The organism is Bradyrhizobium ferriligni, from assembly GCF_056837965.1.
On record NZ_JBXEJO010000001.1, the window covers coordinates 153,989 to 176,143 of the forward strand.

Here is a 22,155-nt window from a genome sequence, read left to right on the forward strand (position 1 = left end):
AGATGAGCGTGGCAAAGATTCATCATCAGATTGCGCAGGAGCTTGGGGTTCGCGACGAACAGGTCGAGGCGGCGGTGACGCTGCTCGACGGCGGCGCCACGGTGCCGTTCATCGCGCGATACCGCAAGGAGCTCACCGGCGCGCTTGATGACGCCCAGCTGCGCACGCTGGAAGAACGGCTGACGTATTTGCGTGAGCTCGAGGAGCGCCGCACCGCGGTGCTCAATTCGATCCGCGAGCAGGGCAAGCTCGACGCCGCGCTCGAGGCCCAGATCATGGCCGCCGACAGCAAGGGCCGGCTCGAGGACATCTATCTGCCGTACAAGCCGAAGCGTCGCACCAAGGCCGAGGTCGCCAAGGAGGCCGGCCTCGAGCCGCTCGCCGATCAGCTTCTGACGCAGCCCGAGAGCGATCCGAACGAGGCCGCGACGCCCTTCGTCAATGCCGAGAAGCAGGTCGCCGACGTCGCCGCGGCGCTCGACGGCGCACGCGCGATCCTGGTCGAGCGCTTCGCCGAGGATGCCGACCTGATCGGTGCGCTGCGCGAGGAGATGTGGTCGAACGGCATCATGGCCTCGACCGTCCGCACCGGCAAGAAGACCGAAGGCGAGAAGTTCAAGGACTATTTCGATTTCTCCGAGCCGCTGCCGAAGCTGCCGTCGCACCGCATCCTGGCACTGTTCCGCGGCGAGAAGGAAGAGATCCTCGACCTCGCCATCAAGCCGGAGGCGCAGGAGCCGGTCGTAGGCCAGCCCGGCCTCTACGAGCTCAAGATCATGAACCGCTTTGCGATCTCCAACCAGGGCCGCAAGGGCGACAAGTGGCTGACGGAGACGGTGCGCTGGGCCTGGCGCACCAAGATCCAGATCCATCTCAATATCGATTTGCGGCTGCGGCTGTGGACCGCGGCTGAGACCGAGGCGGTGCGCGTGTTCGCCTCGAATTTGCGCGACCTCTTGCTCGCGGCGCCGGCCGGCGCGCGCGCCACCATGGGGCTCGATCCCGGCTATCGCACCGGCGTCAAGGTCGCGGTGATCGATGCGACCGGCAAGGTGGTGGCGCACACGGCGATCTTCCCGCACGAGCCGCAGCGCCGCTGGGATGAGGCGCTCGCCATTCTCGGCAAGCTCGCGATCGAGCATGGCGTCGAGCTGATCGCGATCGGCAACGGCACCGCCTCGCGCGAGACCGACAAGCTCGCCGCCGAGCTCGTGAAGCGGTTGCCCGAGCGCAAGATGACCAAGATCGTGGTCTCTGAAGCCGGCGCATCGGTCTACTCGGCCTCAGCCTTCGCCTCGAACGAACTGCCCGACCTCGACGTCACCATTCGCGGCGCGGTCTCGATCGCCCGGCGCCTGCAGGATCCCCTGGCTGAGCTGGTCAAGATCGATCCGAAGGCGATCGGCGTCGGCCAGTACCAGCACGATCTCGGCGAGTCCAAGCTCGCCCGCTCGCTCGATGCCGTGGTGGAAGACTGCGTGAACGCGGTCGGCGTCGATGCCAATACCGCCTCGGTGCCGCTGCTCTCGCGAGTGTCGGGCATCGGTCAGGGACTGGCGCAGAGCATCGTGCAGCACCGCGATGCCAACGGCCCGTTCAAGTCGCGCAAGGCGCTGAAGGAGGTGCCGCGGCTCGGGCCGAAGGCGTTCGAGCAGTGCGCCGGCTTCCTGCGCATCAGCAATGGCGAGGACCCGCTCGATTCGTCCGGCGTGCATCCGGAAGCCTATCCGGTGGTACGCCGCATCCTCGAAGCGACCAAGAGCGACATCAAGGCGCTGATCGGCAATGCCGACGTGGTGCGGGGTCTCAAGCCGCAGTCCTTCGTCGACGATACGTTCGGATTGCCGACCGTCACCGACATTCTGCGCGAGCTGGAAAAGCCCGGCCGCGACCCGCGTCCGGCGTTCAAGGCGGCGGTGTTCAAGGAAGGCGTCGAGGAGGTCAAGGACCTCAAGAAGGGCATGATCCTCGAGGGCACCGTGACCAACGTCGCCGCCTTCGGTGCCTTTGTCGATATCGGCGTGCATCAGGATGGGCTGGTGCACATCTCGGCAATGTCGCGGAATTTCATCAAGGACCCGCGCGAGGTGGTGAAGCCGGGCGACATCGTCAAGGTCAAGGTGCTGGACGTCGAGGTCGCGCGCAAGCGCATCGCGCTGACGCTGCGGCTTGACGACGAGATCGGGCCGAAGAAGGACAATGCGGCGCCGTCGCGCGATTTCTCGCGCGGCAAGATGACGTCGTCGGCTCCGCGCAGTCCGCAGGAGCAGTCCGGCGGCAGCGCGCTCGCCGACGCACTGCGCCGCGCGGCCGAGAAGAGCGGACGCGGCAAGCCGACCTGAGCCGCGGAGCGGCCGCAATTCGGTTCCCGTCATGCTGAGGAGGCCGCGTAGCGGCCGTCTCGAAGCACGACGGGCCCGCCTGCGGCCGTTCATCCTTCGAGGCTCGCTCCGCTCGCACCTCAGGATGACGGAACCCGGTACCGAATTCGTCGCCGCGTTCGCTATAGTTTACCAGCGGCGAACCTCGCCAGCGCATCCGCGACGCCCTTGCCGTAGGCCGGGTCGGCCTTGCTGCAATTCGCGACGTGCCGTTCCTGGATGTGCTTCGACGCATTGCCGACCTGACGGGCGGTGTTGTCGAACAGGGCCTGTTTTTGCGCGGCATTCATCTTGCGGAACAGGTCGCCCGGCTGCTGCCAGTGGTCGTCATCCAGGCGATGATCCCAATGCGCAGCCGCGCCTGACAATTCGAGTGGCGGTTCGTTCAGCTGCGGCTGGTCGGTCCACTCGCCATGGCTGTTCGGCCAGTAGGTCAGCGTGGCGCCCAGATTGCCGTCGGTGCGCATCGCGCCGTCACGATGATAGCTGTGGAACGGGCATTTCGGCGCGTTGACCGGAATCTGGTGGTGGTTGACGCCGAGCCGGTAGCGCTGGGCGTCGCCATAGGAAAACAGGCGGGCTTGCAGCATCTTGTCCGGCGAATAGCCGATTCCGGGTACGACATTCGCCGGCGTGAACGCCGCCTGCTCGACCTCGGCGAAGAAGTTCTCAGGATTGCGGTTGAGCTCGAAATACCCGACCTCGATCAGCGGATAATCCGCCTTCGGCCACACCTTGGTCAGATCGAACGGATTGAACGGGAATGCCTTGGCCTGCGCGTCCGTCATCACCTGGATGAGCAGAGTCCAGCGCGGGAAGTCGCCGCGCTCGATGCTCTGGAACAGGTCGCGCTGGTGGCTCTCGCGGTCCTTGCCGACCAGCGTCTCAGCCTCGGCATCGGTCAGGTTCTGGACGCCCTGCCGGGTGCGGAAATGGAATTTCACCCAGACGCGCTCGTTGTCGGCATTGATCATGCTGTAGGTGTGGCTGCCGAAGCCGTGCTGGTGCCGGAAGCTTTTCGGGATGCCGCGCTCGCTCATGACGATGGTGACCTGGTGCAGCGCTTCCGGCAGCAGCGTCCAGAAATCCCAGTTCATGTCGGGGTCGCGAACCCCCGTGCGCGGATGCCGCTTGATGGCGTGGTTGAGGTCGATGAAGCGCAAGGGGTCGCGGAAGAAGAACACCGGCGTGTTGTTGCCGACCACGTCCCAATTGCCTTCATCGGTGTAGAATTTCAGCGCGAAGCCGCGGATGTCGCGCTCGGCGTCCGCCGCGCCGCGCTCGCCGGCGACCGTCGAGAACCGCGCGAACATCGGCGTCTGCTTGCCGATCTCAGAGAAGATGCTGGCCTTGGTGTAACGCGTGATGTCGTGGGTGACGGTGAAGGTGCCGTGCGCGCCGGCGCCCTTGGCGTGCATCCGCCGCTCCGGGATGACCTCGCGGTGAAAGTGCGCCAGCTTCTCGATCAGCCAGACGTCCTGCAGCAGCGCGGGTCCGCGCGGCCCCGCCGTCAGGATGTTCACATTGTCGGCAACGGGGGCGCCGGAGGCGTGGGTCAGAAACGGTCTCTTGGTCTCCTCGCTCATCGAAAGCTCCTTGCTGAAGGTCAGCACTTCGCCGTCCCGGCGCCCGAGGGGAGGCCAGGTGAAAGGCGATTGCATCGCGGATGGATGACGGCCGGCGAGGAAGGGAGAGCCCGGTGATCGACAAATTGTGAAGCGGGTCTGCGATCCTTCGACGCCGTCGTTGTTCTCCGATAGCTGCAGGATTAAGAACCGCGGCCGATCGATTCAACGAGCGCTATCCGCCGATTCCAGCCAAATGTCCGTCGATCCCGGCCAACGCAATCGTGGCCGCCGGTCCAGGCAACTGCCGCTCGGTATGCCGGCGCGCCAATTCTAAATCCGGTGTCAGAATCTGGCGCATTTGTCAGTTGAAGTCGGGCATCGGCTTGCGTCTTCTGATCATGCTCGCGTGCGGCGATACGAATTCGCCGCGGTCCCAATCAGGGAGGGTTTCATGAAGAACAGGCTTCTCACGTGTCTCACGGCAGCGACGCTCGCTGTCAGCGTTGCGCTTGCACCCGCTGCCCTCGCCAGAGGCGGCGGTGGTGGTGGCGGACATGGCGGAGGTGGCTTCGGTGGCGGCCACGGTGGTGCCATGGGTGCCATGGGTGGCGGCATGCATGGTGGCGGCTTTGGCGGCGGCATGCATGGCGGTGGTTTCGGCGGCGGGATGCGTGGTGGCGGCGCGGCATTCGCCGCCATGGGCGGCGGCGGCGGCCATTTCGCTGGCGGGCGCTTTGGTGGTCCACGCTTCGTCGGTGCACCGGCAATCGGCCCGCGGTTTGCCGGCGCCGGATTCCGCGGTTCGCGCTTCTTCCATCATGGCGGCTTCTTCCGCCATCACCGCTTCCATCGCTTCGCGTTCATCGGCGCGCCCTATGTCTATGCCGGCTATGACTACGGCTGCTACCGCAGGGTATGGACGGCCTACGGTCTGCAATGGGTCAATGTGTGCGGGGACTATTGGTGATCGCCCAACCAACCGCACCGTTGTCGCGGTCGTCGCCAGACGTTCCATCCTGCCCCGGAATGGGATAGTCTGGCGGCGATCGTCGCGGGGCGGCCGCTCGGAGAGTTTGAGAACTCGGAGAGTTCGACACAGCTCGGAGAGTTCAGGAATATGACCGGTGCTCACCGCCGCATTCTCGTCGTCGAGGACGATCCGGAAACCGCAGGTCAGCTCGTCGAGGAGCTCACCACCAGCGGTTATGATGTGGATCTGGCGGCGAACGGCCGCGAGGCGCTGAGCCAGGGTGCGGCGCGCGACTATGCCGTGATCACCATCGATCGCATGCTGCCCGACATCGACGGCATCACGGTAATGCGTCAGATGCGCGACGGCGGCATTGCGGTGCCGTTCCTGATCATCAGCGCGCTCGGCGAAATCGACGACCGGGTGCGGGGCTTGCGCGCCGGCGGCGACGACTATCTGGTCAAGCCGTTCTCCTTCGTCGAACTGCTGGCGCGGCTGGAGGCGCTCGGCCGCCGCAGCGAGACCGTTGCCAAGGAGACCATCCTGCGGGTCGGCGATCTCGCGATCGATCTGATTTCGCGCACGGCGAGCCGCCGCGGCCGCAAGATTCCGCTGCTGCCGAAGGAATTCCAGCTGCTCGAATACCTCGCGCGCAACGAAGGCCGCGTGGTGTCGCGCGCCATGCTGCTGCGGCATGTGTGGGACCTGCACTTCGATCCCTCGACCAACATCATCGACGTCTATGTCGGGCGTTTGCGCCGCAAGGTCGACGACCAGCAAGCCTACCCGCTGATCCACACGATCCGCGGCATCGGATACTGCCTCCGTGCTCCTGGCTAAGACCCTCAAGTCGTCGACGTTCCGCCTGGCGTTGATCGCCATCGGTGCCTTCGGCCTGATCGTTTCCGCGATCTTCGCCTATGTCTACTGGTCGACGTTGTCCTATGTACGCGACAGGTCCGACCGCGCGATCATGACCGAGCAGGCGAGCCTGGCTGACGCCCATGCGCGGTCCGGCCGCGATGGCCTGACCGCGCTGATCGCGCAACGCGTCGCGGACAAGGGCTTCGCCGATCATGTGTACCTGTTGGTCGATCCCGCATCGACCGTGCTGGCGGGAAATCTCAGGCAGTGGCCGGCGGGCGCCGCCGAGAAGGGATGGGCTGAATTTCGTGCCTCCCTGCCACAGCTCTCCTCGGGAACCTCCCTGCTGCGCGGCGTGACGGAAACCCTGTCAAACGGCGATCGGCTGCTGGTCGGCCACGACATCAGCGACCTCGACGGCTTCATGGCGCAGATCAGGGCCGCCGGCATTGCCGTCGTCCTGCTGATCATCGGGCTTGCGGCCGCTGCCAGCATCGGCGTCACGCGGCGCACGGTCGGCCGGATCGAGTCGATCAATGCGACCAGTCGTGCCATCATGCTCTCCGGCCTCGACCAGCGCATCCCGCTCCGCGGCAGCCATGATGAGTGGGATCGCGTCGCCGAGAATCTCAATCTGATGCTGGACCGGATCCAGACCTTGATGGGCGACGTCAAGCAGGTCAGCGAAAATATCGCCCACGACCTGCGCACGCCGCTGACCCGGATGCGCGGCCGGCTCGAGAAAGCCTACCACGCCCCACGGAGCGGGGAGGGGGATGCGGCGCTGATCGGCGACACCATCGCCGATCTCGACGCGGTGCTCGGGATGTTCGCGTCGATCACGCGGATTTCCGAGATCGAGACGCGAGCCCGCAAGGGTGCGTTTCGCACCGTTAATCTCGTTGAGATCGTGAGCGAGGTGGTCGAACTCTACGATGCCGCCGCCGAACAGGTGACCACACGCCTCGATCTTGCCGGCGATCAGGCCGTGCTGGTCACCGGCGACCGCGACTTGCTGTTCGATGCGATTGCCAATCTCGTCGACAACGCCATCAAGCATGGCCGCCCGGGTGGACGGGTGACGGTGACCTGCGAGAACGACGAGGGCGGGCCGGTGATTTCGGTCGCCGATGACGGCCCCGGCATTCCCGCCGACCAGCACGACCGCGTCTTCAAGCGCTTCTACCGGCTCGAGCAGAGCCGCTACACGCCGGGCAACGGCCTCGGCCTCAGCCTGGTCGCGGCGGTCGCGAGCCTGCACGGCGCGCGGATCGAGTTGCGCGACAATGCGCCGGGGTTGCTGTGCAGGCTGGTCTTTCCGGCGGCGGAAACGTAGGGTGGGTTAGCGCTGTCGCGAGAATGCGGATGTATGTCCGCCGGCCGGGCAACAAACTTGGTGTCGTCCCGGGCAAGCGAAGCGCGACCCGGGACCCATAACCACCAACGCGAATTGCCTTGCGGCGCTGGGGCCACAGCTCACTCCTACAATACACCCCTGTGGTGATGGGTCCCTGCTTTCGCAGGGACGACGACGGAAAAGCGAATCCGTCAAAACCTCACTGCCATCTCCGCAAGCCGGCGGTGCGCCGCCTCGCGAGCGGCGCGGATCGGCTCGGTGGGCCCGGTGGTCGGGCCGATCGGCACGAAGCGCACGTCGCTGATGCCGATGAAGCGCAGGGCCTCGCGCAGATAGGGTGTTGCCATGTCGATGCGGCCGCGGTTCATGCCGGTGACGAAGTCGCTGCCGCTTGCGAGGATCACGATCGTCGGGCGGTCCTTGAGCAGCGGCAGATAGCCCTGCGCCGGATCGAAGCGGAAGGCCAGCCCGGGCTGGATGATGACGTCGAGCCACTGCTTGAGTTTGTAGGGAATGCCGAAATTCCACATCGGCGTCGAGATCAGCACGCGATCGGCCAGCGACAGACGCAGCGCGAGGCGCTCGGCGATTGCGAAGGCGTCGTGCTGCGAATTGGTGAAGCTCTTGCCGCCGATCCGGGCGTATTTGGCCTCGAGCAGAGAGCCCTCGAATTCCGGCAGCGGCTCGCGCCACAGGTTCATCGCCTCGATCTCCCAGTCCGGCCGCGCCTGACGGAAGCGATCGAGAAAGATGCGCGCCCCGGCCGCCGATTCCGAATCGGCGCGCGGTGAGCAGTTGAGATGCAGCAGCTTCGGCACCGCGCCTCCCTAGCCGAGCGCCTTGATCACGGTGTCGGCGTTGGTCACGACGGAGACGTTCTGGAGCGCGAAGTTGATCGCGGCATTGTGCCAGTCGGCGTTCATGGTCGAGCAGCAATCCTCCGGCACGATCATGAAATAACCCTTGTCGGCGCCGGTGCGCGCGGTGTGCTCGACCGACATGTTGGTCCAGGCCCCGGTGTTGATGATCATGTCGCGGCCGGTCGCCTTCAGGATGGTCTCGAGCCGCGTACCTTCCCAGGCGCTCATCCGCATCTTCTCGACCACGAAGTCGCCCGGGCGCGGCTCGAGTCCCGAGACCGGTGCCGCGCCCCAGCTGCCGCGCACCATCGCCTTGCTGTCGACCAGCCCCTCGAACAGCGGCGCGTTCAAGGTGACGCCGGGCGCGCCCGGCTCGACGACGAACCAGACATGGATGATGGCGACGCCGCGCGCTCGCGCAGCCTCCGCCACGCGGCGGACATTCTCGACGACATGCTGCTGGCGGGCGTGCGCCGGCGCGCCGGACTCGGCGAACGCGCCGCCGTCCATGATGACGTCGTTCTGCATGTCCTGAATGATCATCGCGCAGCGTTGCGGATCGAGCTGCATCTCACCGGCGGTTAGGTTCGGCGCAGGCGTGGACGATGTGGCACCCGTGCCGCCGCGCTTGCCGCTCATATAGGGCTCGTGGCGTGGGCCGACCTTGGTCGGGATCGCATAGACCGAATGGGTGGCGGTCAGATAGAGCGTGCGGAAGTCGGCGCCGCCCCAGGCGAGGTTGGCGACGAGCTCCGGCAGGCGCACCTTGCCGAGCAGGTCGCCGCCGGGTGAATAGACCCAGACGCCGCCGGGCGCGGTGACCCAGACATTGCCGCGCTGGTCGCACTTCATGCCGTCGGGCAGGCCGGGCTCGAGCTCGGAGCGGATGCCGGAGGCGAACACGCGCGGATTGGTAAGCGAGCCGTCGGCGTTGACGTCGAAGGCGCGGATCAGCGCCTGCACGGTGTCGTTGACATAGAAGATGCGCTCGTCGGGCGAGAAGCACAGCCCGTTCGGTTGCTCGAACAAATAGCGGTCGACCAGCAGTTTCGACGCTCCGCCGCCGGGCGTCACGCGATAGACGCCCTGGAAGCCGAGTTGGCGTGGCCGTTCGACGCCATAGACCGGCATCCGGCCGTACCAGGGATCGGAGAAGTAGATCGCGCCCGACGAGTGCACGCAGACGTCGTTCGGACTGTTGAGCTCCTGGTTCTCGTAATGCGAGGCCAGCACCTCGCGCCGCCCGTCGGGCCGCTCGCGAATCAGCGAGGAGGTTGCATGCTCGCAGACGATCAGATTGAGGTCTGCGTCATAGGTCATGCCGTTGCATTTGTTCGACGGCCGCCTGACCTCGACGACGCCGCGCCGCGCATCCCAGCGCCTGCGCACGTCGCCCGGCATGTCGGAGAACAGCAGGAAGTGATCGAGCGGATGCCAGATCGGTCCCTCCGTGAAATCGAAGCCGGTCCCGACCTGGCCGACCGGCGCGTAAGGATCGATCAGGCCTTCGAACTCGCTGCGCAGCGTGACATGCGTCATCGCTTCAATCCTCTACGCCGGGAACCAGTTGCGCTGCGGCAGGCTCTGCACGACAGGCCCGGGTACCTGGTCATGCAGGCGGCCGACCACCATGCCGCCTTCGATCTTGGCCGGGCGATCATGCACCGGCAGCAGATAGCGCGAGCTCGAGAGCAGCTTCTTGATGGCGGCCTTCTCGGCGCGCTTGCTGGTGCCGTGATTGCCGGTGGTGCGCGGCTCGGCGTCGTGGATTTCATTGAAGGGATTCACGATCTGGTCGTTGAAATCATAGATCACATCGCCGCAGATCGTGGCGATGCCGTCGGCGGTGTGAACATGGATGTTCATCGAGCCTTCGGTATGGGCGTTGGCGGCATCGCAATAGACGCCCGGCATCAGCTCGACCGGGCCGGTGATTTCGAGGTCGAGAAAGCGCAGCGCGCTCTTGGTGTGCAGGCGGTCGATCAGGTGCTTGATGTCGGGCGCCGGGTATTGGGGATGCATCAGGCCGGAGACGGAGTATTCCAGCTCCTTGCGGTTCAGCACGACCGTGGTGTTCATCGGAAACAGGTCGTCCTTGCCGGCATGGTCGATGTGCAGATGGGTGTGGCAGACGAAGCGGACGTCACCCATCCGCACGCCGTGGCGGGCAAGCTGGTTCTCGATCATGTTCTCGTGGAACTGGAGCCCGCGCATGCCGAGCGTCTCCATGATCTGGTTGGAGCGATAGCCGGTGTCGACCAGCACGGGGTAGGGGCCGCCGAGGATCAGGAAGCCGAGCGTCAGCACGCGGCGGGTGCGGCCGCAATTGTGCCCGAGCACGAGGAAGCTCGATTCCAGCTCGATATCGCCGTAGTCCAGAATCTTGATCTCCAACGGCATCGTTCTCCCTCCCAATTCGTGTTCGTTGTTATGTTCGTGCCCGCGCTGCGGCTACGGCCCCAGCCGATAGACCCGCGCCGCCGTCGTGCTGAAGATCGCCTCGCGCTGTGCAGGGCTGAGCCGTTCGGCTGCCGTCTTGAAAGCGGCGATGAGATCGCGATAGCTGGTCCACAGCTTCTCGATCGGAAAGTTCGAGCCGAACAGGCAGCGGTCGCCGCCGAAGATCGCGACGGTGTCGGTCATCACGCCGGCGATATGCGCCGCATCGTTGCGATGGATGAAGGTGCCGAGCCCGGACAGCTTCGACACCACATTCGGACATCGCGCGAGCCGCGTCATCCCGGTGCGCCAGGCGGCGCGGCCCTGCGGCGACAGATCCTCCAGCATGCCGGCATGCTGCAGGATGAACGTCACGTCAGGGCAGGCCTCCGCAAGGCCGGCCGCATCGGCCATCTGCGGCGCGAACACCTGCAGATCAAAACTCCAGCCATAGTGAGCGAGGTGGCCGACATTGCGCCGGATCACGGGATCGGTGCAGAGGTCGGCACGGGCGGCGAATCGATAGAGTGGATTTTCGTGCCAGTGCAGCTGCATGCGCACGCCGCGCACCAGCGGATAGCGCTTCAACCGATCGAGCTGCGGTCGAACGTCGGCGACGGAAAAATCGGCATAGGCGACGAGGGCGTGCGGCCAGCCGTGCTGGTCCGCGGTCTGCTGCACCCAGGCCGCCTCGTCCTCGAACTGGCCGTTCGGCCAGTTGGTCTGGACATAGACCGAGCGGGTGACGCCGGAGCCCTTGAGGTCGTCGAGATATTCCTCGATCGGATAGTCGCGGCGGATCGGCTCGTAGGGGCCGAAGATGCGCGGCTGCATCGGGCCGGACAGCCAGGCGAGATCGGCCTGCCGCCAGATGTGATGATGTCCGTCGACAATGCCAGTCACGCGGCTCTCCTTGTTCCAAGCGACAGCAGATGCGCGACAACAGCCGCGCTGGACCCGCCGTCCACGAGATCGTCGACAAAGCGCTGGATCGCGATCAGCGCCTCGGTCTGCGGCGTGAAGCCGGGCGAGGTTGCGAGCGGCGTCAGCCAGCTGAGGCGCCAGGCCCGCCGCGACAGTTTTGCCACGGCATCGCGCAGCGCAGCCGGATCGCCGCGTTCCAGGCCGTCGGAGACGATCACGACCGCGGCGCCGCGGGCATATCCGCCGAACCGCGGCACGGCGAGGAAGGCCTGCAGCGCGTCGCCGATTCGGGTGCCGCCGTCCCAGTCGCTGACCAGGAACGACGCCGCGTTCAGCGCCTGCTCGCGCCGCTTCAGCCGCAGCGCCGGGGTGACGCGGGTCAGTCTTGTGCCGAAGGTGAAGACCTCGACATTGCCGGCCGCCTGCACCAGCACATGCGCGAGCTTCATGTTCTCCTCGGTGCGCGCCTTCATTGAGCCGGAGACGTCGATCAAAAACAGGATCTTGCGTGGGCGCTGGCGGCGACGCATCCGCCCGAGCCGCAGCACCTCGCCGTCATTGCGCACGCTGTCGCGCAGCGTGCGGCGCAGATCGGCGAACGGGCCGCTCCGTGCGCGACGGCGCCGGTGGCCGCGCCTTCGCGGCAGCCGCCTTGCCGCCTCACGCGACAGTTTTCGCAGCGGATCGCTGGTCGCGGTCTGGGCGAAGCGGCGCTCGACCAGCGCCTCGGCCCGCGCCGCGGCGAGGCCGGATTCATTGGCCTCATCGGCAAGCGGCGGCTCGTCCTCGCCGCGGCCTTCCTCCTGCAGCCGCACGGTCTCCTCGTCCTCGCCCTCGGCCTGCTCGATCGCCTCGGCACCGCGGAAGTGGATGTCGAACAGCCGGTCATACGTCGCGCGGCGCTCCGGCGGCGGCGCCAGCGTCGCGAGCCCCGCCTGGCGGATGTGCTCGAGATTGCGCGGCCCGAGCAGCTCGATCGCGGCGAGGAAGCTCGTCGTCTGCTCCGGCGCGACCGCGAAGCCGTTGGCGCGCAGCAGCGCGACGAACGAGACAAATATCCGTGCGGCGCGCGGCAGTTGCAGGTCGTCGCTCATGCGGCCGCATCCGCGATGATCGCATCGAGCCGGGGTGAGATGAAATGTAGATCCTCCTCGTCCTTCAGCGCGACGCCGATCGAACGCTTGAACGCATCCGGCCAGCGCGCGCCGCCCTTGTTGAGTAAGGTCGCGGCCTCCGCCCAGTCGACCGCCTCGGCGATCCCCGGGGCCTTGCTCAGCGGTTCGCGGCGCAGCCGGCCGACGGCGGCGACCACCGCGCGGGCGGTGGCCTCGGCCACGCTGGACGCCCGCATCATCACGATGCGCGCCTCGCGCTCGGCATTCGGATAATCGATCCAGTGGTAGACGCAGCGCCGCCGCAGCGCCTCATGCAGATCGCGCGTCCGGTTCGACGTCAGCACCACGACGGGATGTTCGGCAGCGCGCACCGTGCCGCGCTCGGGGATCGAGATCTGGAAGTCGGAGAGGAATTCGAGCAGGAAGGCCTCGAACTCCTGATCGGCGCGGTCGATTTCGTCGATCAGAAGCACCGTCGCATCAGGCGCGCGCAGCGCGGCCAGCATCGGTCGTTCGATCAGGAACGCGTCGCCATAGATGTCGATGCTCTCCTCGCCGGCCTGCCGGATCGCCAGCATCTGGCGCGGATAGTTCCATTCGTAGAGGGCAGCGGCGGCGTCGATGCCCTCATAGCATTGCAGGCGGATCAGCCTGCGGCCGAGCACGGCGGCGATCGCTTTGGCGGCTTCGGTCTTGCCGACACCCGGCGCGCCTTCGAGCAGCAGCGGCTTGCCGAGCGCGAGCGAGAGATAGGATGCGGTCGCGATGCCGTCGTCGGCAAGGTAATAGGCCGCGCGCAGCGCCTTCTCCAGCGCCTCGGGGCTGTCGATGCCGACGATGTTGCTGCGGACCGGCATGGCGAGACCTCAGCGCCGCGGCTGCGGCCGCGCGCCGCCCTGCGCCTTGATCGCGCGCAGCACCTTCTCCGGCGTGATCGGCAGATCGTCGATCCGCACCCCGACCGCGTTGAAGATCGCGTTGGCGACCGCAGGCAGCACCGGATTGGCGCACATCTCGCCCGGTCCCTTGGCGCCGAACGGGCCGTCGGGTGCCGGGCGCTCCAGCACTGCGATGTCGTGTGGGCAGATGTCGCCCGGACCCGGCATTAGATATTCGACGAAGTCGCGCGGACCGTGCACCGGCTCCGGATAATAGGGCTCCGGCGTCTCGTAGAGCGCATGGCTGACGCCCATCCAGGCGCCGCCGACCAGCTGCTGCTCGACCAGGCGCGGATTGAGCGCGCGGCCGAGTTCATAGGCGGAGTCCATCCGGACCATGTCGACCTCGCCGGTCTCGTCGTCGACCTCGACCTCGGCGACGAGGCAGGCATGCGCGTAGCATGTTGCCGGCGACATCTCGCCGGTCTCGGGATCGACGTCCGACAGCGGCACCAGGAAGATGCCGCGGCCGGAGATCGTCTTGCCCTGCTTGAACTGCGCGGCAATCGCGACGTCCTTGGTGGAGATCGAGCGATGCGGCGCGCCCTTGACATGGATATTGCCGCGGCCGTCGGTCTCGAGATCGGCGGCATTCACTTCGAGCTCTTCGGCCGCCGCCTCCATCATCACACCGCGCGCCTCGCGCGCCGCCGCCATCACGGCGTTGCCGACCCGATGCGTGCCGCGCGAGGCGAACGAGCCCATGCAGTGCGGGCCGGTGTCGGAGTCGGCAGTATCGACATAGACGTCCTCGACCGGCACGCCGAGCGTCTCGGCGCAGATCTGCCGTGTCACCGACTTCATGCCCTGGCCGAGATCGATCGACGACAGCGCCACGGTGAACTTGCCGCTCGGGTTAGAATGCACCAGCGCCTGGCTCGGATCGCCGCCGAGATTCATGCCGATGGGATAATTGACCGACGCGATGCCGCGTCCACGGTGCCGGGTCATGGTCAGCGCCTCCTGGTGCCAAAGACGGAGGAGAATCGGGCGGCGCCATGCGACGGCGCGGCCGGCCGTGGCGGCGGAGACGACGGCGGCGGCGAAGAGGGCGGCGGTGGCGGCGGCTCGCGGGTTGCGGCCGGGGCGCGGTCATACGTCGTGCGCTGCTGGGACGGTGCGGCCGGTGGCGTATGCGTCTCGCGCGGGGTTGGCGTCACGGCGGCGCGCGCACCGCCGCCATCCTTGCGCGACGACATCCGCTTGAAGTCCTCGCGGAGCGGCCACTTGGCTTTCTCCGCGGCGACCTGCACGCATTCGATCAGCGCGGTGTTCTTGGCCTCGCGGCGGTGCGCCTTCATGTCGCCGTCGCGATACGCATTGAGGATCCGGAACTCCATGGGATCCGTGCCGACCAGATGAGCGAGCTTGTCCATCTGGCATTCGATCGCGAAATCCATCGCCGTGACGCCGAAGCCGCGCATCGCGGTCGCCGGCGTCCGGTTGGTGAAGACGCAGTAGACGTCGCCATGGACGTTCGGGATCGTGTAGGGGCCGGGCAGATGAGCGGCGCATTTCACTGCCGCATAGCTCGACAGCCGCGTATAGGCGCCGCTGTCGAAATAGGCGCGCACCTTGCGGGCGACGATGCGGCCGTCGCGCATCACGCCGTCTTTGATGTAGATTCGCTCGGCGCCGCGCGGCGGGCCGTACTGCATCTCCTCCTCGCGCCCGAACACATAGCGCACCGGGCGCCCGGTCAGCATCGCGCCGAGGATGCAGAGCGGCTCGGTCAGCGTATCGACCTTGCCGCCGAAGCCGCCACCCACGGTGCCGCCGATGAAGTGGAAGGTGTTGGAGGGCACGTCGAGGATTTTCGCGCAAGTGTCGACCGAGAAGAACAGCGCCTGCGTCGAGGTGTAGACGATGTAGCGGCCGTTGGTGTCGGGCGCCGCGATCGAGCCGTTGGTCTCGGTCGGCGCGTGCTCGATCGGCGACATCTGGTAGCGCTGTTCCAGCACATGATCGGCCGCAGCCAGCGCGTGGTCGGCGTCACCGAAGCGCAGCTGCTGGTGATCGTAGGTCTCGTGATAGGTGAAGGTGTTCTTGGGATAGACCTCGTTGACCACGGGCGCGCCCGGCTTCAGCGCGTCCTCGACATCGAACACCCCCGGCAGCGGTTCATAGTCGATCTTGACCTTGGCGATCGCCTCATAGGCCTCGCGCGGGCTGTCCGCGACGATCGCGACGACCGGCTCGCCCTTGTAGCGCACCTTGTCGACCGCGAGCGACGGCTCGTCATCCTTGCCGAAATTGATCAGGCTGAGCAGCGTGTTCAGGTTGCGCGGCACGTCGGAGGCGCGGATCACGCGCCGCACGCCCTGCGACCGCTCGGCCTCGGACGTGTCGATGCGGCGCAGCCGTGCGTGAGAATGGGCGCTGCGGACCACCTTCAAATGCAGCATGCCCTGCAGCTTGTGATCGTCGAAATAGGGCGAGGTGCCGGTGACATGGCCGAGCATGTCCTGGCGCTGCGTGCCTTTGCCGATCTCCTTCAGATTGTCGTCGCGCTCGTCGGCGAAGATGTCCTTGCGCAGTTCCAGCATGGCACTGTTTCCTTACGCGCGGGCGCGGCCGCCGGACGCGGCTGCCAGCACGGCGTTGATGATCGGCTCATAGCCGGTGCAGCGGCAAATATTGCCCGAGATCGCCTCGACGACCTCGGCGCGGCTGGGCTGCGGATTGCGGTCGAGCAGCGCTTTCGCGGCCATCAGCATCCCTGGCGTGCAATAACCGCACTGCGCCGCAAAATTATCGGCAAAGGCACGCTGCAGCGGGTGCAGGTTGGGGCCGTCCTTGATGCCGTCGAGCGTCTCGACCGAGCGGCCGGCGACCGTTTCGGCGAGCGTCAGGCAGGAGAGGTGTAATTCGCCGTCGATCAGCACGCTGCAGGTGCCGCAGCCGCCCTGGCCGCAGCCGAATTTCGGCGTCATGTCGCCGATCAGCTCGCGCAGCGCGACCAAAAGGTTGGTGCCGCCGTCGACGAAGATCGCGACGTCACGGCCGTTATGCTGGAATTGAAGGGCAGTCTTGGCCATCACGATTTATTCCTGACCGGACAACAGGCGGCGGAGATGCACGCCGACGATCTCGCGGCGATACCAGGCGCTGGCGAGCGCATTGTCGCCGGGCGACGTTCCTTCGACCGCTGCTGCAGCGGCCGCGCTGATGGTCGAGGCGTCGAGCGCGCGGCCTTCCAGCGCGCGCTCGGCGGCGCGGGCGCGGATCGGCGTCGGCGCCATCGAGCCCAGTGCGACGCGGGCGCCGACGATGCGGCTGCCGTTGACCGGCAGGTGCGCCGCGAGCGTGACGACCGCGCCGCCCTTGGGCTTGATCCGTGCGATCTTGCGGTAGCGGAAGGCCTCAGTGCTGCCGGGCCTGGCAAAGGAGATCGCCAGCACCAGCGATCCGGCCTGCCGGTCGCGCGATTGCAGGAACTCTTCGATCGGGATATCGCGCCCGCCGAGGCCGCCCTGGACGGACACTGTGGCATCAAGCGCGAGCATCGCGACCGTGAAGTCGCCATACGGCACCGGCGCGAACAGATTGCCGCCGACGGTGCCCATGTTGCGCACCGCCGGTCCGCCGATCGACCGCGCCGGGGCGTGCAGGAAGCCGATGTCGCGTTCGGCCAGGATGCGCGCGAAGGTGACGCCGGCACCCAGCGTGATGCGCGAGCCCGTGGCATCGATCCGTGTCATCGCATGGTCGCTGGCGCGCACGACGGTCGAGATCGAGACGTCGCCCTCGTTCAGCGCCCGCATCACCAGCGTGCCGCCGCCGAGATAGCGGGCGCCGCGATCCGACGACAGCGCCGCCGCGGCGTCATGGGTGCTGGTGAAGGTCTTCACCGTAATGGGCATGATGTCGTTCCCCGCTTACGCGGCCTCCTTCAGATGCCGGCGGATGGCGTCGAAGCCGGCCTGGTAGATGTCTTCCGAAACCATCTGCGTGATGCGCTCGCTGTCTTCGGTCCGCGTCGTGAAGCGCGACTCCCAGTGCCAGAAGGTGCGGTCGCCGTCGGTGACCGGTAGCAGGCGGACATGCGCCACGTAGTTGAACATCGGGATCGGCGTATCGAGCAGGCAGTAGCTGAACGATTGTTCAAGGTCGGACAGCGCCAGCAATTGCTCGCGCAGCTCGGCGCCGTCCTTGAGCTTGAAGCGCCTGACGCAGCCGATCTTGTCGGACGGCTGTGCGCGCTCGATGCCGCTGGTTGCGACCGCCGGATGCCAGCGGTCATGGCCGTTGAAATCGCGCAGCACGGCCCACACCGCGTCGGTCGGTGCATCCAGGATCGTGCTCTTGACGATATGCGGCACGGTCAAAATCCAATATTTGCGGTTTTGATGTATCGAGCCGCTTGCCTCACCTCTCCCCAGCGGGGAGAGGTCGGCGCGTAGCGCCGGGTGAGGGGGCGCAGGTCCCACGAGGGTCCGCGACCCCTCACCCGGATCGCATCTTGCGATGCGATCCGACCTCTCCCACAAGGGGAGAGGTCGACCGTCCGCTCGGAGATATCTGATCTATGCATTCCGCTATCCCCCGAACGCCCGCTTCAGCGCGTCGAAGCCACCCTGGAACACGCCGCTGCCGATATTGTTGACGAGCTCCGTCTCTCGCTCCGGCGCGCAGTCGAATTCGGCGGTCCATTCCAGAAAGGTCTGGTCGCCGTCGGTGACCGGCGTGAGCCGCAGTGTCGCGACATAGTTCTCGACGCCCATCGGCGATTCCAGGATCGAATAGGTGCAGAACATGTCGTAGTCGGACAGCCCGAGCAGCTTCTCGCGGATGCGATCGCCGTTGCGCAGCCGGAAATCCCTGACGCAGCCGATCTTGTCGGAGGGCTCGCCGCCCTCGATCCGGCTCTCGGCGATCGCGGGATGCCAGTTCGGCAGCCCGTTGAAATCGCGGACGCGGGCCCAGACCCGGTCGTTGCGGGCGTTGACGACGGTGGAGACGTAAACCCGTGCCATGGCTTCAGCTCAGTCCTTCTTGCGCGGCGTGCGCTCGGGGCGCGCCGGCTCGCCGCCGCCCTCGGGCGCTGCCGGCTTGGCATCGCCACCGCTCTTGCGCGCGGAGTCCTTGATGCCTTGCATGTCTCGAGCTTCGCGGATCAGGCCGGGCATCTTGGCGAGGCTGCCGCCCTCGACGCCGATATCCGACAGGATCGAGTCGATCAGCGGCGCCTGCACGCGGTAGCGTAGCGCCGAGTCGATCACCTCGTCGGTGGCGCTGCGGCCGGTGCCGTTGCCATGGCCATTGCCGTTGAGGCCGTCGACCTGGAGGATGCGGATGCCTTCGATCTTCTCCATCGGCTTGACGCTCTCGCGCACGATGCCCTCGATCCGGTCGAGCAGTTTGCGGCGGAACAGCGAGTAGCGCGCCTGGTCGGTGAGCACGTTCTCGGCTTCGTTGAGCAGGCGTTGCGCCTCGGCCTCGACCGCGGCGCGGACGCGTTCGGCTTCCGCGGCGATCCGTGTCTCCTCGGCCTGCTTCTCGGCCAGCAGCACCTCGACCGTCTTGCGCCGCTTTGCGATCTCGCTTTCGCGCGCCGTGACGACGCGCTCGGCGGCCTCGGTCGCGCGGATCCGCGCGTCCTCGGCGGCAGCGCGCGCCGCGGATTCTTCCAGCGATTTCTGATGCAGCGCGATGGCCTTTTCCATCAGCGCGGTCTCGACGTCCTTCTCGCGGTTGACCTCGAGCTTGCGCAGCTCGCGCTCGCGGCCGACGCGGGCCTCGTCGAGGCCACGGTCCGACGCAATCCGTGCACGTTCGACTTCCTCGCGGGCGACGATCTCGGCCTCCTGCAGCGACTGGTTGCGGGCGACCTCGAGCTGCTCGATCGCGCGGCGCCGCTCGATCCGGGCCGCCTCCAGCGCCTGCTCGCGCGAGACGTCTGTGGTGTCGATGTCCTTGCGCGCCACAATCTCGGCCTGCCGGACCTGCCGGTCGGCATCGATCCGCTCGGATCGCTTGGCGGCGAGCGCGATCACGCGCTCCTCGTCGGCGAGCTCGATCGCCTTCTTCTGGTCGATGTTGAGCACCTCGCGGGTCCTGGAGGAGGCGATCCGCTCGCTCTCCAGCGTCAGCTCGACATCGATGCGCTGCCGCTCGACCGCGTCGCGGCGCTTCAGCTCGGCGGCCTCGATCGCCCCGGAGCGCTCGATCTCGAGCGCGCGGGTCTCGCGCTCGGCGCGGATGCGCTGCGCGGCGACCGACCTCTCCTGCGAGATGCGCGCCGCCTCGATCGCCTCGCGGGAGGCGATATCGGCTTCCTCGATCGCACGGGTGCGGGCAATCTCAAGTGCCCGGACATGCTCTTCCTGGGCGATCCGCGACGCTTCGGTGGCTTCGCGGGCACTGATCCCGGCGATTTCGACCGCCTGGTTGCGCTCGATCTCGAGCTTGCGCGTGGTGTGGTCGGCGGCGATGCGCTCGGCGGCCAGCATCTTCTCGCGGGCGATGCGGGCGGCCTCGACCGCCTTCTGCGCCTCGATCTCGGCTTCCTGGATGGTGCGCACCTGCTGGATCTCCAGCGCGCGGGTGCGCTCGTCGGAGGAGATGCGCTCGACATTGACCGTCATGGTCTGGGCGATGCGCGCCTTCTCGGTTGCCTCGCGGGCCGCGATCTCGGCCTCGTCGACCGCGCGGGTGCGCTCGATCTCGCGGCGCCGGGTCTCCTCCTCATTGGCGATGCGGGCATCGGTGACGACGCGGTCCTGTTGAATGCGGGCCTTCTCGATCGCCTCGCGGGCGGCGATCTCGGCTTCCTCGACCGTGCGCATCCGCTCGATCTCACGCTGGCGCACCTCGCGCTCGGAGGCGATGCGGGTGGTGTCGACCGAACGCTGGTTGGCGATCCGGACCTTCTCGATCTCCTCGCGGGCCAGCAGCTCCTTCTCCTCGACCGCCCGGGTCCGCTCGATCTCCTTGTGCCGGGTCTCGCGCTCCGAGGCGATTCGGGCTTCGGTGATCGCCTGCTCGTTGGCGATCCGCGCTTTCTCGATGGCTTCGCGCGCCGTAATCTGGGCCTGCTCCGACTCAGTCTCGCGCAGCGCGCGCTCGCGAGCGACTTCGGTGCGCTGCAGGGCGCGGCGCATCTCGATGTCGCGTTCCTGCTCGAGACGGGCGGTCTCGCTCTCGCGCTCGATCTCCAGCGCCTGGCGCTCGGCCTCGAGATTGCGGGAACGGATCTTGATCATCGAGTCCTGCTCGATGTCGTTGCGCAGCTTGCGCTTGGCCTCGATGTCCTCCATCAGGCGGGTCAAGCCTTCGGCGTCGAAGCGGTTCGAGGGATTGAAATATTCGAGGTCGGTCTGGTCGAGATCGGTGATCGCGACCGACTCCAGCTCGAGGCCGTTCTGCGCCAGCGCCTCGGCGGCATTGGCCTTGACGCGCGCGACGTAGTCGCCGCGCTGCTCATGCATCTGCTCCATCGTCATCTCGGAGGCAACCGAGCGGATCGCGGAGATGAACTTGCCGGAGAGCAGGGTGTGCAGCTGCTGCGGCTCCATGGTGCGGCGGCCGAGCGTGGCGGCGGCGATCGAGACCGCCTCGCGGGTCGGCTGGACCCGGACGTAGAAATCCGCCTCGATGTCGACGCGCATGCGGTCGCGGGTGATCACCGCGTCCTGCCGGGAACGCACGATCCCCATCGGCAGCACGTTCATGTTGACCGGCGTGTAGTCGTGGATGAAGGGCAGCACGAAGGCGCCGCCGTTGATCACCACGCGTTCGCCGAGAAAACCGGTGCGGACGAAGGAGACCTCCTTCGACGAGCGGTGATACAGCCAGTTCACGACATAGACGATGATGACGATCGCGACGATTGCGACGATGAGCCAGAGGATCAATTCACCGACCAGCATCCCCGACATCTCTTCCTCCCTTGGTCACGGCGGCTAGCGCGCGCCGATCGCCTTGAATTTGCGAACCTGATCCGTCAGCGCCCGCTCGACCGGCAGGCGCTCCATCGAGGAGGCGCCGTAGAAGCCGTGGCAGTTGCGGGTCTGCTTCATGATGAAATCGGCGTCGGCGGGGTCCGCGATCGGACCGCCATGCGCGAGCACGATGATGTTCGAATTGACGCTGAGCGCGGCCTCGGCCCAGGTCTCGATGCGGGCAGGGCAGTCGGCGAGCTTTGGCGCGGTCTGCGCGCCGATCGTGCCGCCGGTGGTCAGACCCATATGGCAGACGATGATGTCGGCGCCGGCGATTGCCATCGCGGCGGCCTCCTGCTCGCTGAACACATAGGGCGTGGTCAGCATGTTCTTCTCATGCGCCTTTGCGATCATGTCGATCTCGAGCGCATAGGACATCCCGGTCTCTTCGAGGTTGGCGCGGAACGTGCCGTCGATCAGGCCGACGGTCGGAAAATTTTGCACGCCGGCAAAGCCGAGCGCCTTGAGCTGGTCGAGGAACACATCCATGTCGCGGAACGGATCGGTGCCGTTGACGCCGGCGAGCACCGGCGTCTTGGTCACGACCGGCAGCACCTCGCCGGCCATCTCGACGACGATCGCGTTGGCATCGCCATAGGCCATCAGGCCGGCGAGCGAGCCGCGGCCGGCCATGCGGTAGCGGCCGGAATTGTAGATCACGATCAGGTCGACGCCGCCGGCCTCCTCGCATTTCGCCGACAGTCCCGTGCCGGCGCCGCCGCCGACGATCGGCTCGCCGCGTGCGATCATGGCGTGAAACTTCTTCAACAGCGCCGTGCGTTCAAACCTGGCCATG

General features: G+C 66.7%; 18 protein-coding genes and 1 pseudogene. 4 read left to right on the forward strand and 15 right to left on the reverse strand.

The annotated features are described in order from the left end of the window. Positions 1-2: 2 nt before the first annotated feature. Positions 3-2,342 (forward strand): Tex family protein, encoded by a 2,340-nt coding sequence (locus tag AC1VNY_RS00740; protein WP_482403723.1) that lies wholly within the window; start codon positions 3-5, stop codon positions 2,340-2,342. A gap of 161 nt (positions 2,343-2,503) precedes the next feature. Here AC1VNY_RS00740 and AC1VNY_RS00745 read toward each other — a convergent pair whose 3' ends face one another. Then, positions 2,504-3,967: a catalase gene (locus AC1VNY_RS00745; protein ID WP_482403724.1), complete on the reverse strand. Its 1,464-nt coding sequence runs from the start codon at positions 3,965-3,967 to the stop codon at positions 2,504-2,506. Between the two features lie 433 nt (positions 3,968-4,400). Between AC1VNY_RS00745 and AC1VNY_RS00750 the strand changes: the two genes are divergently transcribed. The 3 genes and pseudogenes from AC1VNY_RS00750 to AC1VNY_RS00760 form a co-directional block, all read left to right on the forward strand. Then, complete coding sequence (locus AC1VNY_RS00750; RefSeq protein WP_482403725.1) at positions 4,401-4,916, forward strand: hypothetical protein; 516 nt, start codon at positions 4,401-4,403, stop codon at positions 4,914-4,916. A 150-nt stretch (positions 4,917-5,066) separates the two neighbouring features. Next, on the forward strand, positions 5,067-5,759 hold the full coding sequence (locus tag AC1VNY_RS00755) for a response regulator transcription factor (protein WP_016842578.1): 693 nt from the start codon (positions 5,067-5,069) through the stop codon (positions 5,757-5,759). Positions 5,760-6,183: 424 nt separating this feature from the next. Next, a pseudogene (locus AC1VNY_RS00760) lies at positions 6,184-7,119 on the forward strand (sensor histidine kinase); the annotation flags it as partial. A gap of 212 nt (positions 7,120-7,331) precedes the next feature. Here the strand turns inward: AC1VNY_RS00760 and AC1VNY_RS00765 are convergent. The 14 genes from AC1VNY_RS00765 to AC1VNY_RS00830 form a co-directional block, all read right to left on the reverse strand. Continuing rightward, on the reverse strand, positions 7,332-7,958 hold the full coding sequence (locus tag AC1VNY_RS00765) for an FMN-dependent NADH-azoreductase (RefSeq protein ID WP_482403726.1): 627 nt from the start codon (positions 7,956-7,958) through the stop codon (positions 7,332-7,334). 9 nt (positions 7,959-7,967) lie between these two features. Next, the gene (locus tag AC1VNY_RS00770) at positions 7,968-9,539 is read right to left on the reverse strand and encodes an isochorismatase family protein (RefSeq protein ID WP_482403727.1); all 1,572 of its coding nucleotides are present in this window, start codon (positions 9,537-9,539) and stop codon (positions 7,968-7,970) included. A gap of 12 nt (positions 9,540-9,551) precedes the next feature. Beyond that, entirely contained in the window at positions 9,552-10,400 is an 849-nt protein-coding gene (locus tag AC1VNY_RS00775) for an MBL fold metallo-hydrolase (RefSeq protein ID WP_026193286.1), read from the reverse strand. 51 nt (positions 10,401-10,451) lie between these two features. After that, complete coding sequence (locus AC1VNY_RS00780; protein ID WP_482403728.1) at positions 10,452-11,342, reverse strand: amidohydrolase family protein; 891 nt, start codon at positions 11,340-11,342, stop codon at positions 10,452-10,454. Beyond that, a complete protein-coding gene (locus tag AC1VNY_RS00785; protein WP_482403729.1) occupies positions 11,339-12,457 on the reverse strand; it encodes a vWA domain-containing protein in 1,119 nt (372 codons plus the stop codon). The genes AC1VNY_RS00780 and AC1VNY_RS00785 overlap by 4 nt, the downstream gene beginning before the upstream one ends. Continuing rightward, a complete protein-coding gene (locus AC1VNY_RS00790; RefSeq protein ID WP_482403730.1) occupies positions 12,454-13,335 on the reverse strand; it encodes an AAA family ATPase in 882 nt (293 codons plus the stop codon). The genes AC1VNY_RS00785 and AC1VNY_RS00790 overlap by 4 nt, the downstream gene beginning before the upstream one ends. A 9-nt stretch (positions 13,336-13,344) precedes the next feature. Further along, positions 13,345-14,367 (reverse strand): xanthine dehydrogenase family protein molybdopterin-binding subunit, encoded by a 1,023-nt coding sequence (locus AC1VNY_RS00795; protein WP_028333322.1) that lies wholly within the window; start codon positions 14,365-14,367, stop codon positions 13,345-13,347. Positions 14,368-14,369: 2 nt separating this feature from the next. Continuing rightward, entirely contained in the window at positions 14,370-15,962 is a 1,593-nt protein-coding gene (locus tag AC1VNY_RS00800; protein ID WP_482403731.1) for a xanthine dehydrogenase family protein molybdopterin-binding subunit, read from the reverse strand. 12 nt (positions 15,963-15,974) lie between these two features. Continuing rightward, entirely contained in the window at positions 15,975-16,454 is a 480-nt protein-coding gene (locus tag AC1VNY_RS00805) for a (2Fe-2S)-binding protein (RefSeq protein WP_018273433.1), read from the reverse strand. A gap of 6 nt (positions 16,455-16,460) precedes the next feature. After that, complete coding sequence (locus AC1VNY_RS00810; RefSeq protein ID WP_482403732.1) at positions 16,461-17,279, reverse strand: FAD binding domain-containing protein; 819 nt, start codon at positions 17,277-17,279, stop codon at positions 16,461-16,463. 15 nt (positions 17,280-17,294) lie between these two features. Continuing rightward, positions 17,295-17,738 (reverse strand): SRPBCC family protein, encoded by a 444-nt coding sequence (locus AC1VNY_RS00815; protein ID WP_050387585.1) that lies wholly within the window; start codon positions 17,736-17,738, stop codon positions 17,295-17,297. Positions 17,739-17,954: 216 nt separating this feature from the next. Then, the gene (locus tag AC1VNY_RS00820; protein ID WP_411783694.1) at positions 17,955-18,392 is read right to left on the reverse strand and encodes an SRPBCC family protein; all 438 of its coding nucleotides are present in this window, start codon (positions 18,390-18,392) and stop codon (positions 17,955-17,957) included. A gap of 9 nt (positions 18,393-18,401) precedes the next feature. Continuing rightward, a complete protein-coding gene (locus AC1VNY_RS00825; protein WP_482403733.1) occupies positions 18,402-21,296 on the reverse strand; it encodes a flotillin family protein in 2,895 nt (964 codons plus the stop codon). A 24-nt stretch (positions 21,297-21,320) separates the two neighbouring features. Beyond that, positions 21,321-22,154 carry a phosphoenolpyruvate hydrolase family protein gene (locus tag AC1VNY_RS00830; protein ID WP_482403734.1) on the reverse strand — a complete coding sequence of 278 codons (834 nt, stop codon included), beginning with the start codon at positions 22,152-22,154 and terminating at the stop codon, positions 21,321-21,323. Position 22,155: the final 1 nt, after the last annotated feature.

Bases quoted from the DNA above. Each gene is read 5' to 3' on its own strand.
- AC1VNY_RS00740 (WP_482403723.1), top strand. From the start codon at position 3: ATGAGCGTGGCAAAGATTCATCATCAGATTGCGCAGGAGCTTGGGGTT.
- AC1VNY_RS00745 (WP_482403724.1), bottom strand. From the start codon at position 3,967: ATGAGCGAGGAGACCAAGAGACCGTTTCTGACCCACGCCTCCGGCGCC.
- AC1VNY_RS00750 (WP_482403725.1), top strand. From the start codon at position 4,401: ATGAAGAACAGGCTTCTCACGTGTCTCACGGCAGCGACGCTCGCTGTC.
- AC1VNY_RS00755 (WP_016842578.1), top strand. From the start codon at position 5,067: ATGACCGGTGCTCACCGCCGCATTCTCGTCGTCGAGGACGATCCGGAA.
- AC1VNY_RS00770 (WP_482403727.1), bottom strand. From the start codon at position 9,539: ATGACGCATGTCACGCTGCGCAGCGAGTTCGAAGGCCTGATCGATCCT.
- AC1VNY_RS00775 (WP_026193286.1), bottom strand. From the start codon at position 10,400: ATGCCGTTGGAGATCAAGATTCTGGACTACGGCGATATCGAGCTGGAA.
- AC1VNY_RS00785 (WP_482403729.1), bottom strand. From the start codon at position 12,457: ATGAGCGACGACCTGCAACTGCCGCGCGCCGCACGGATATTTGTCTCG.
- AC1VNY_RS00790 (WP_482403730.1), bottom strand. From the start codon at position 13,335: ATGCCGGTCCGCAGCAACATCGTCGGCATCGACAGCCCCGAGGCGCTG.
- AC1VNY_RS00795 (WP_028333322.1), bottom strand. From the start codon at position 14,367: ATGACCCGGCACCGTGGACGCGGCATCGCGTCGGTCAATTATCCCATC.
- AC1VNY_RS00800 (WP_482403731.1), bottom strand. From the start codon at position 15,962: ATGCTGGAACTGCGCAAGGACATCTTCGCCGACGAGCGCGACGACAAT.
- AC1VNY_RS00805 (WP_018273433.1), bottom strand. From the start codon at position 16,454: ATGGCCAAGACTGCCCTTCAATTCCAGCATAACGGCCGTGACGTCGCG.
- AC1VNY_RS00810 (WP_482403732.1), bottom strand. From the start codon at position 17,279: ATGCCCATTACGGTGAAGACCTTCACCAGCACCCATGACGCCGCGGCG.
- AC1VNY_RS00820 (WP_411783694.1), bottom strand. From the start codon at position 18,392: ATGGCACGGGTTTACGTCTCCACCGTCGTCAACGCCCGCAACGACCGG.
- AC1VNY_RS00825 (WP_482403733.1), bottom strand. From the start codon at position 21,296: ATGTCGGGGATGCTGGTCGGTGAATTGATCCTCTGGCTCATCGTCGCA.
- AC1VNY_RS00830 (WP_482403734.1), bottom strand. From the start codon at position 22,154: ATGGCCAGGTTTGAACGCACGGCGCTGTTGAAGAAGTTTCACGCCATG.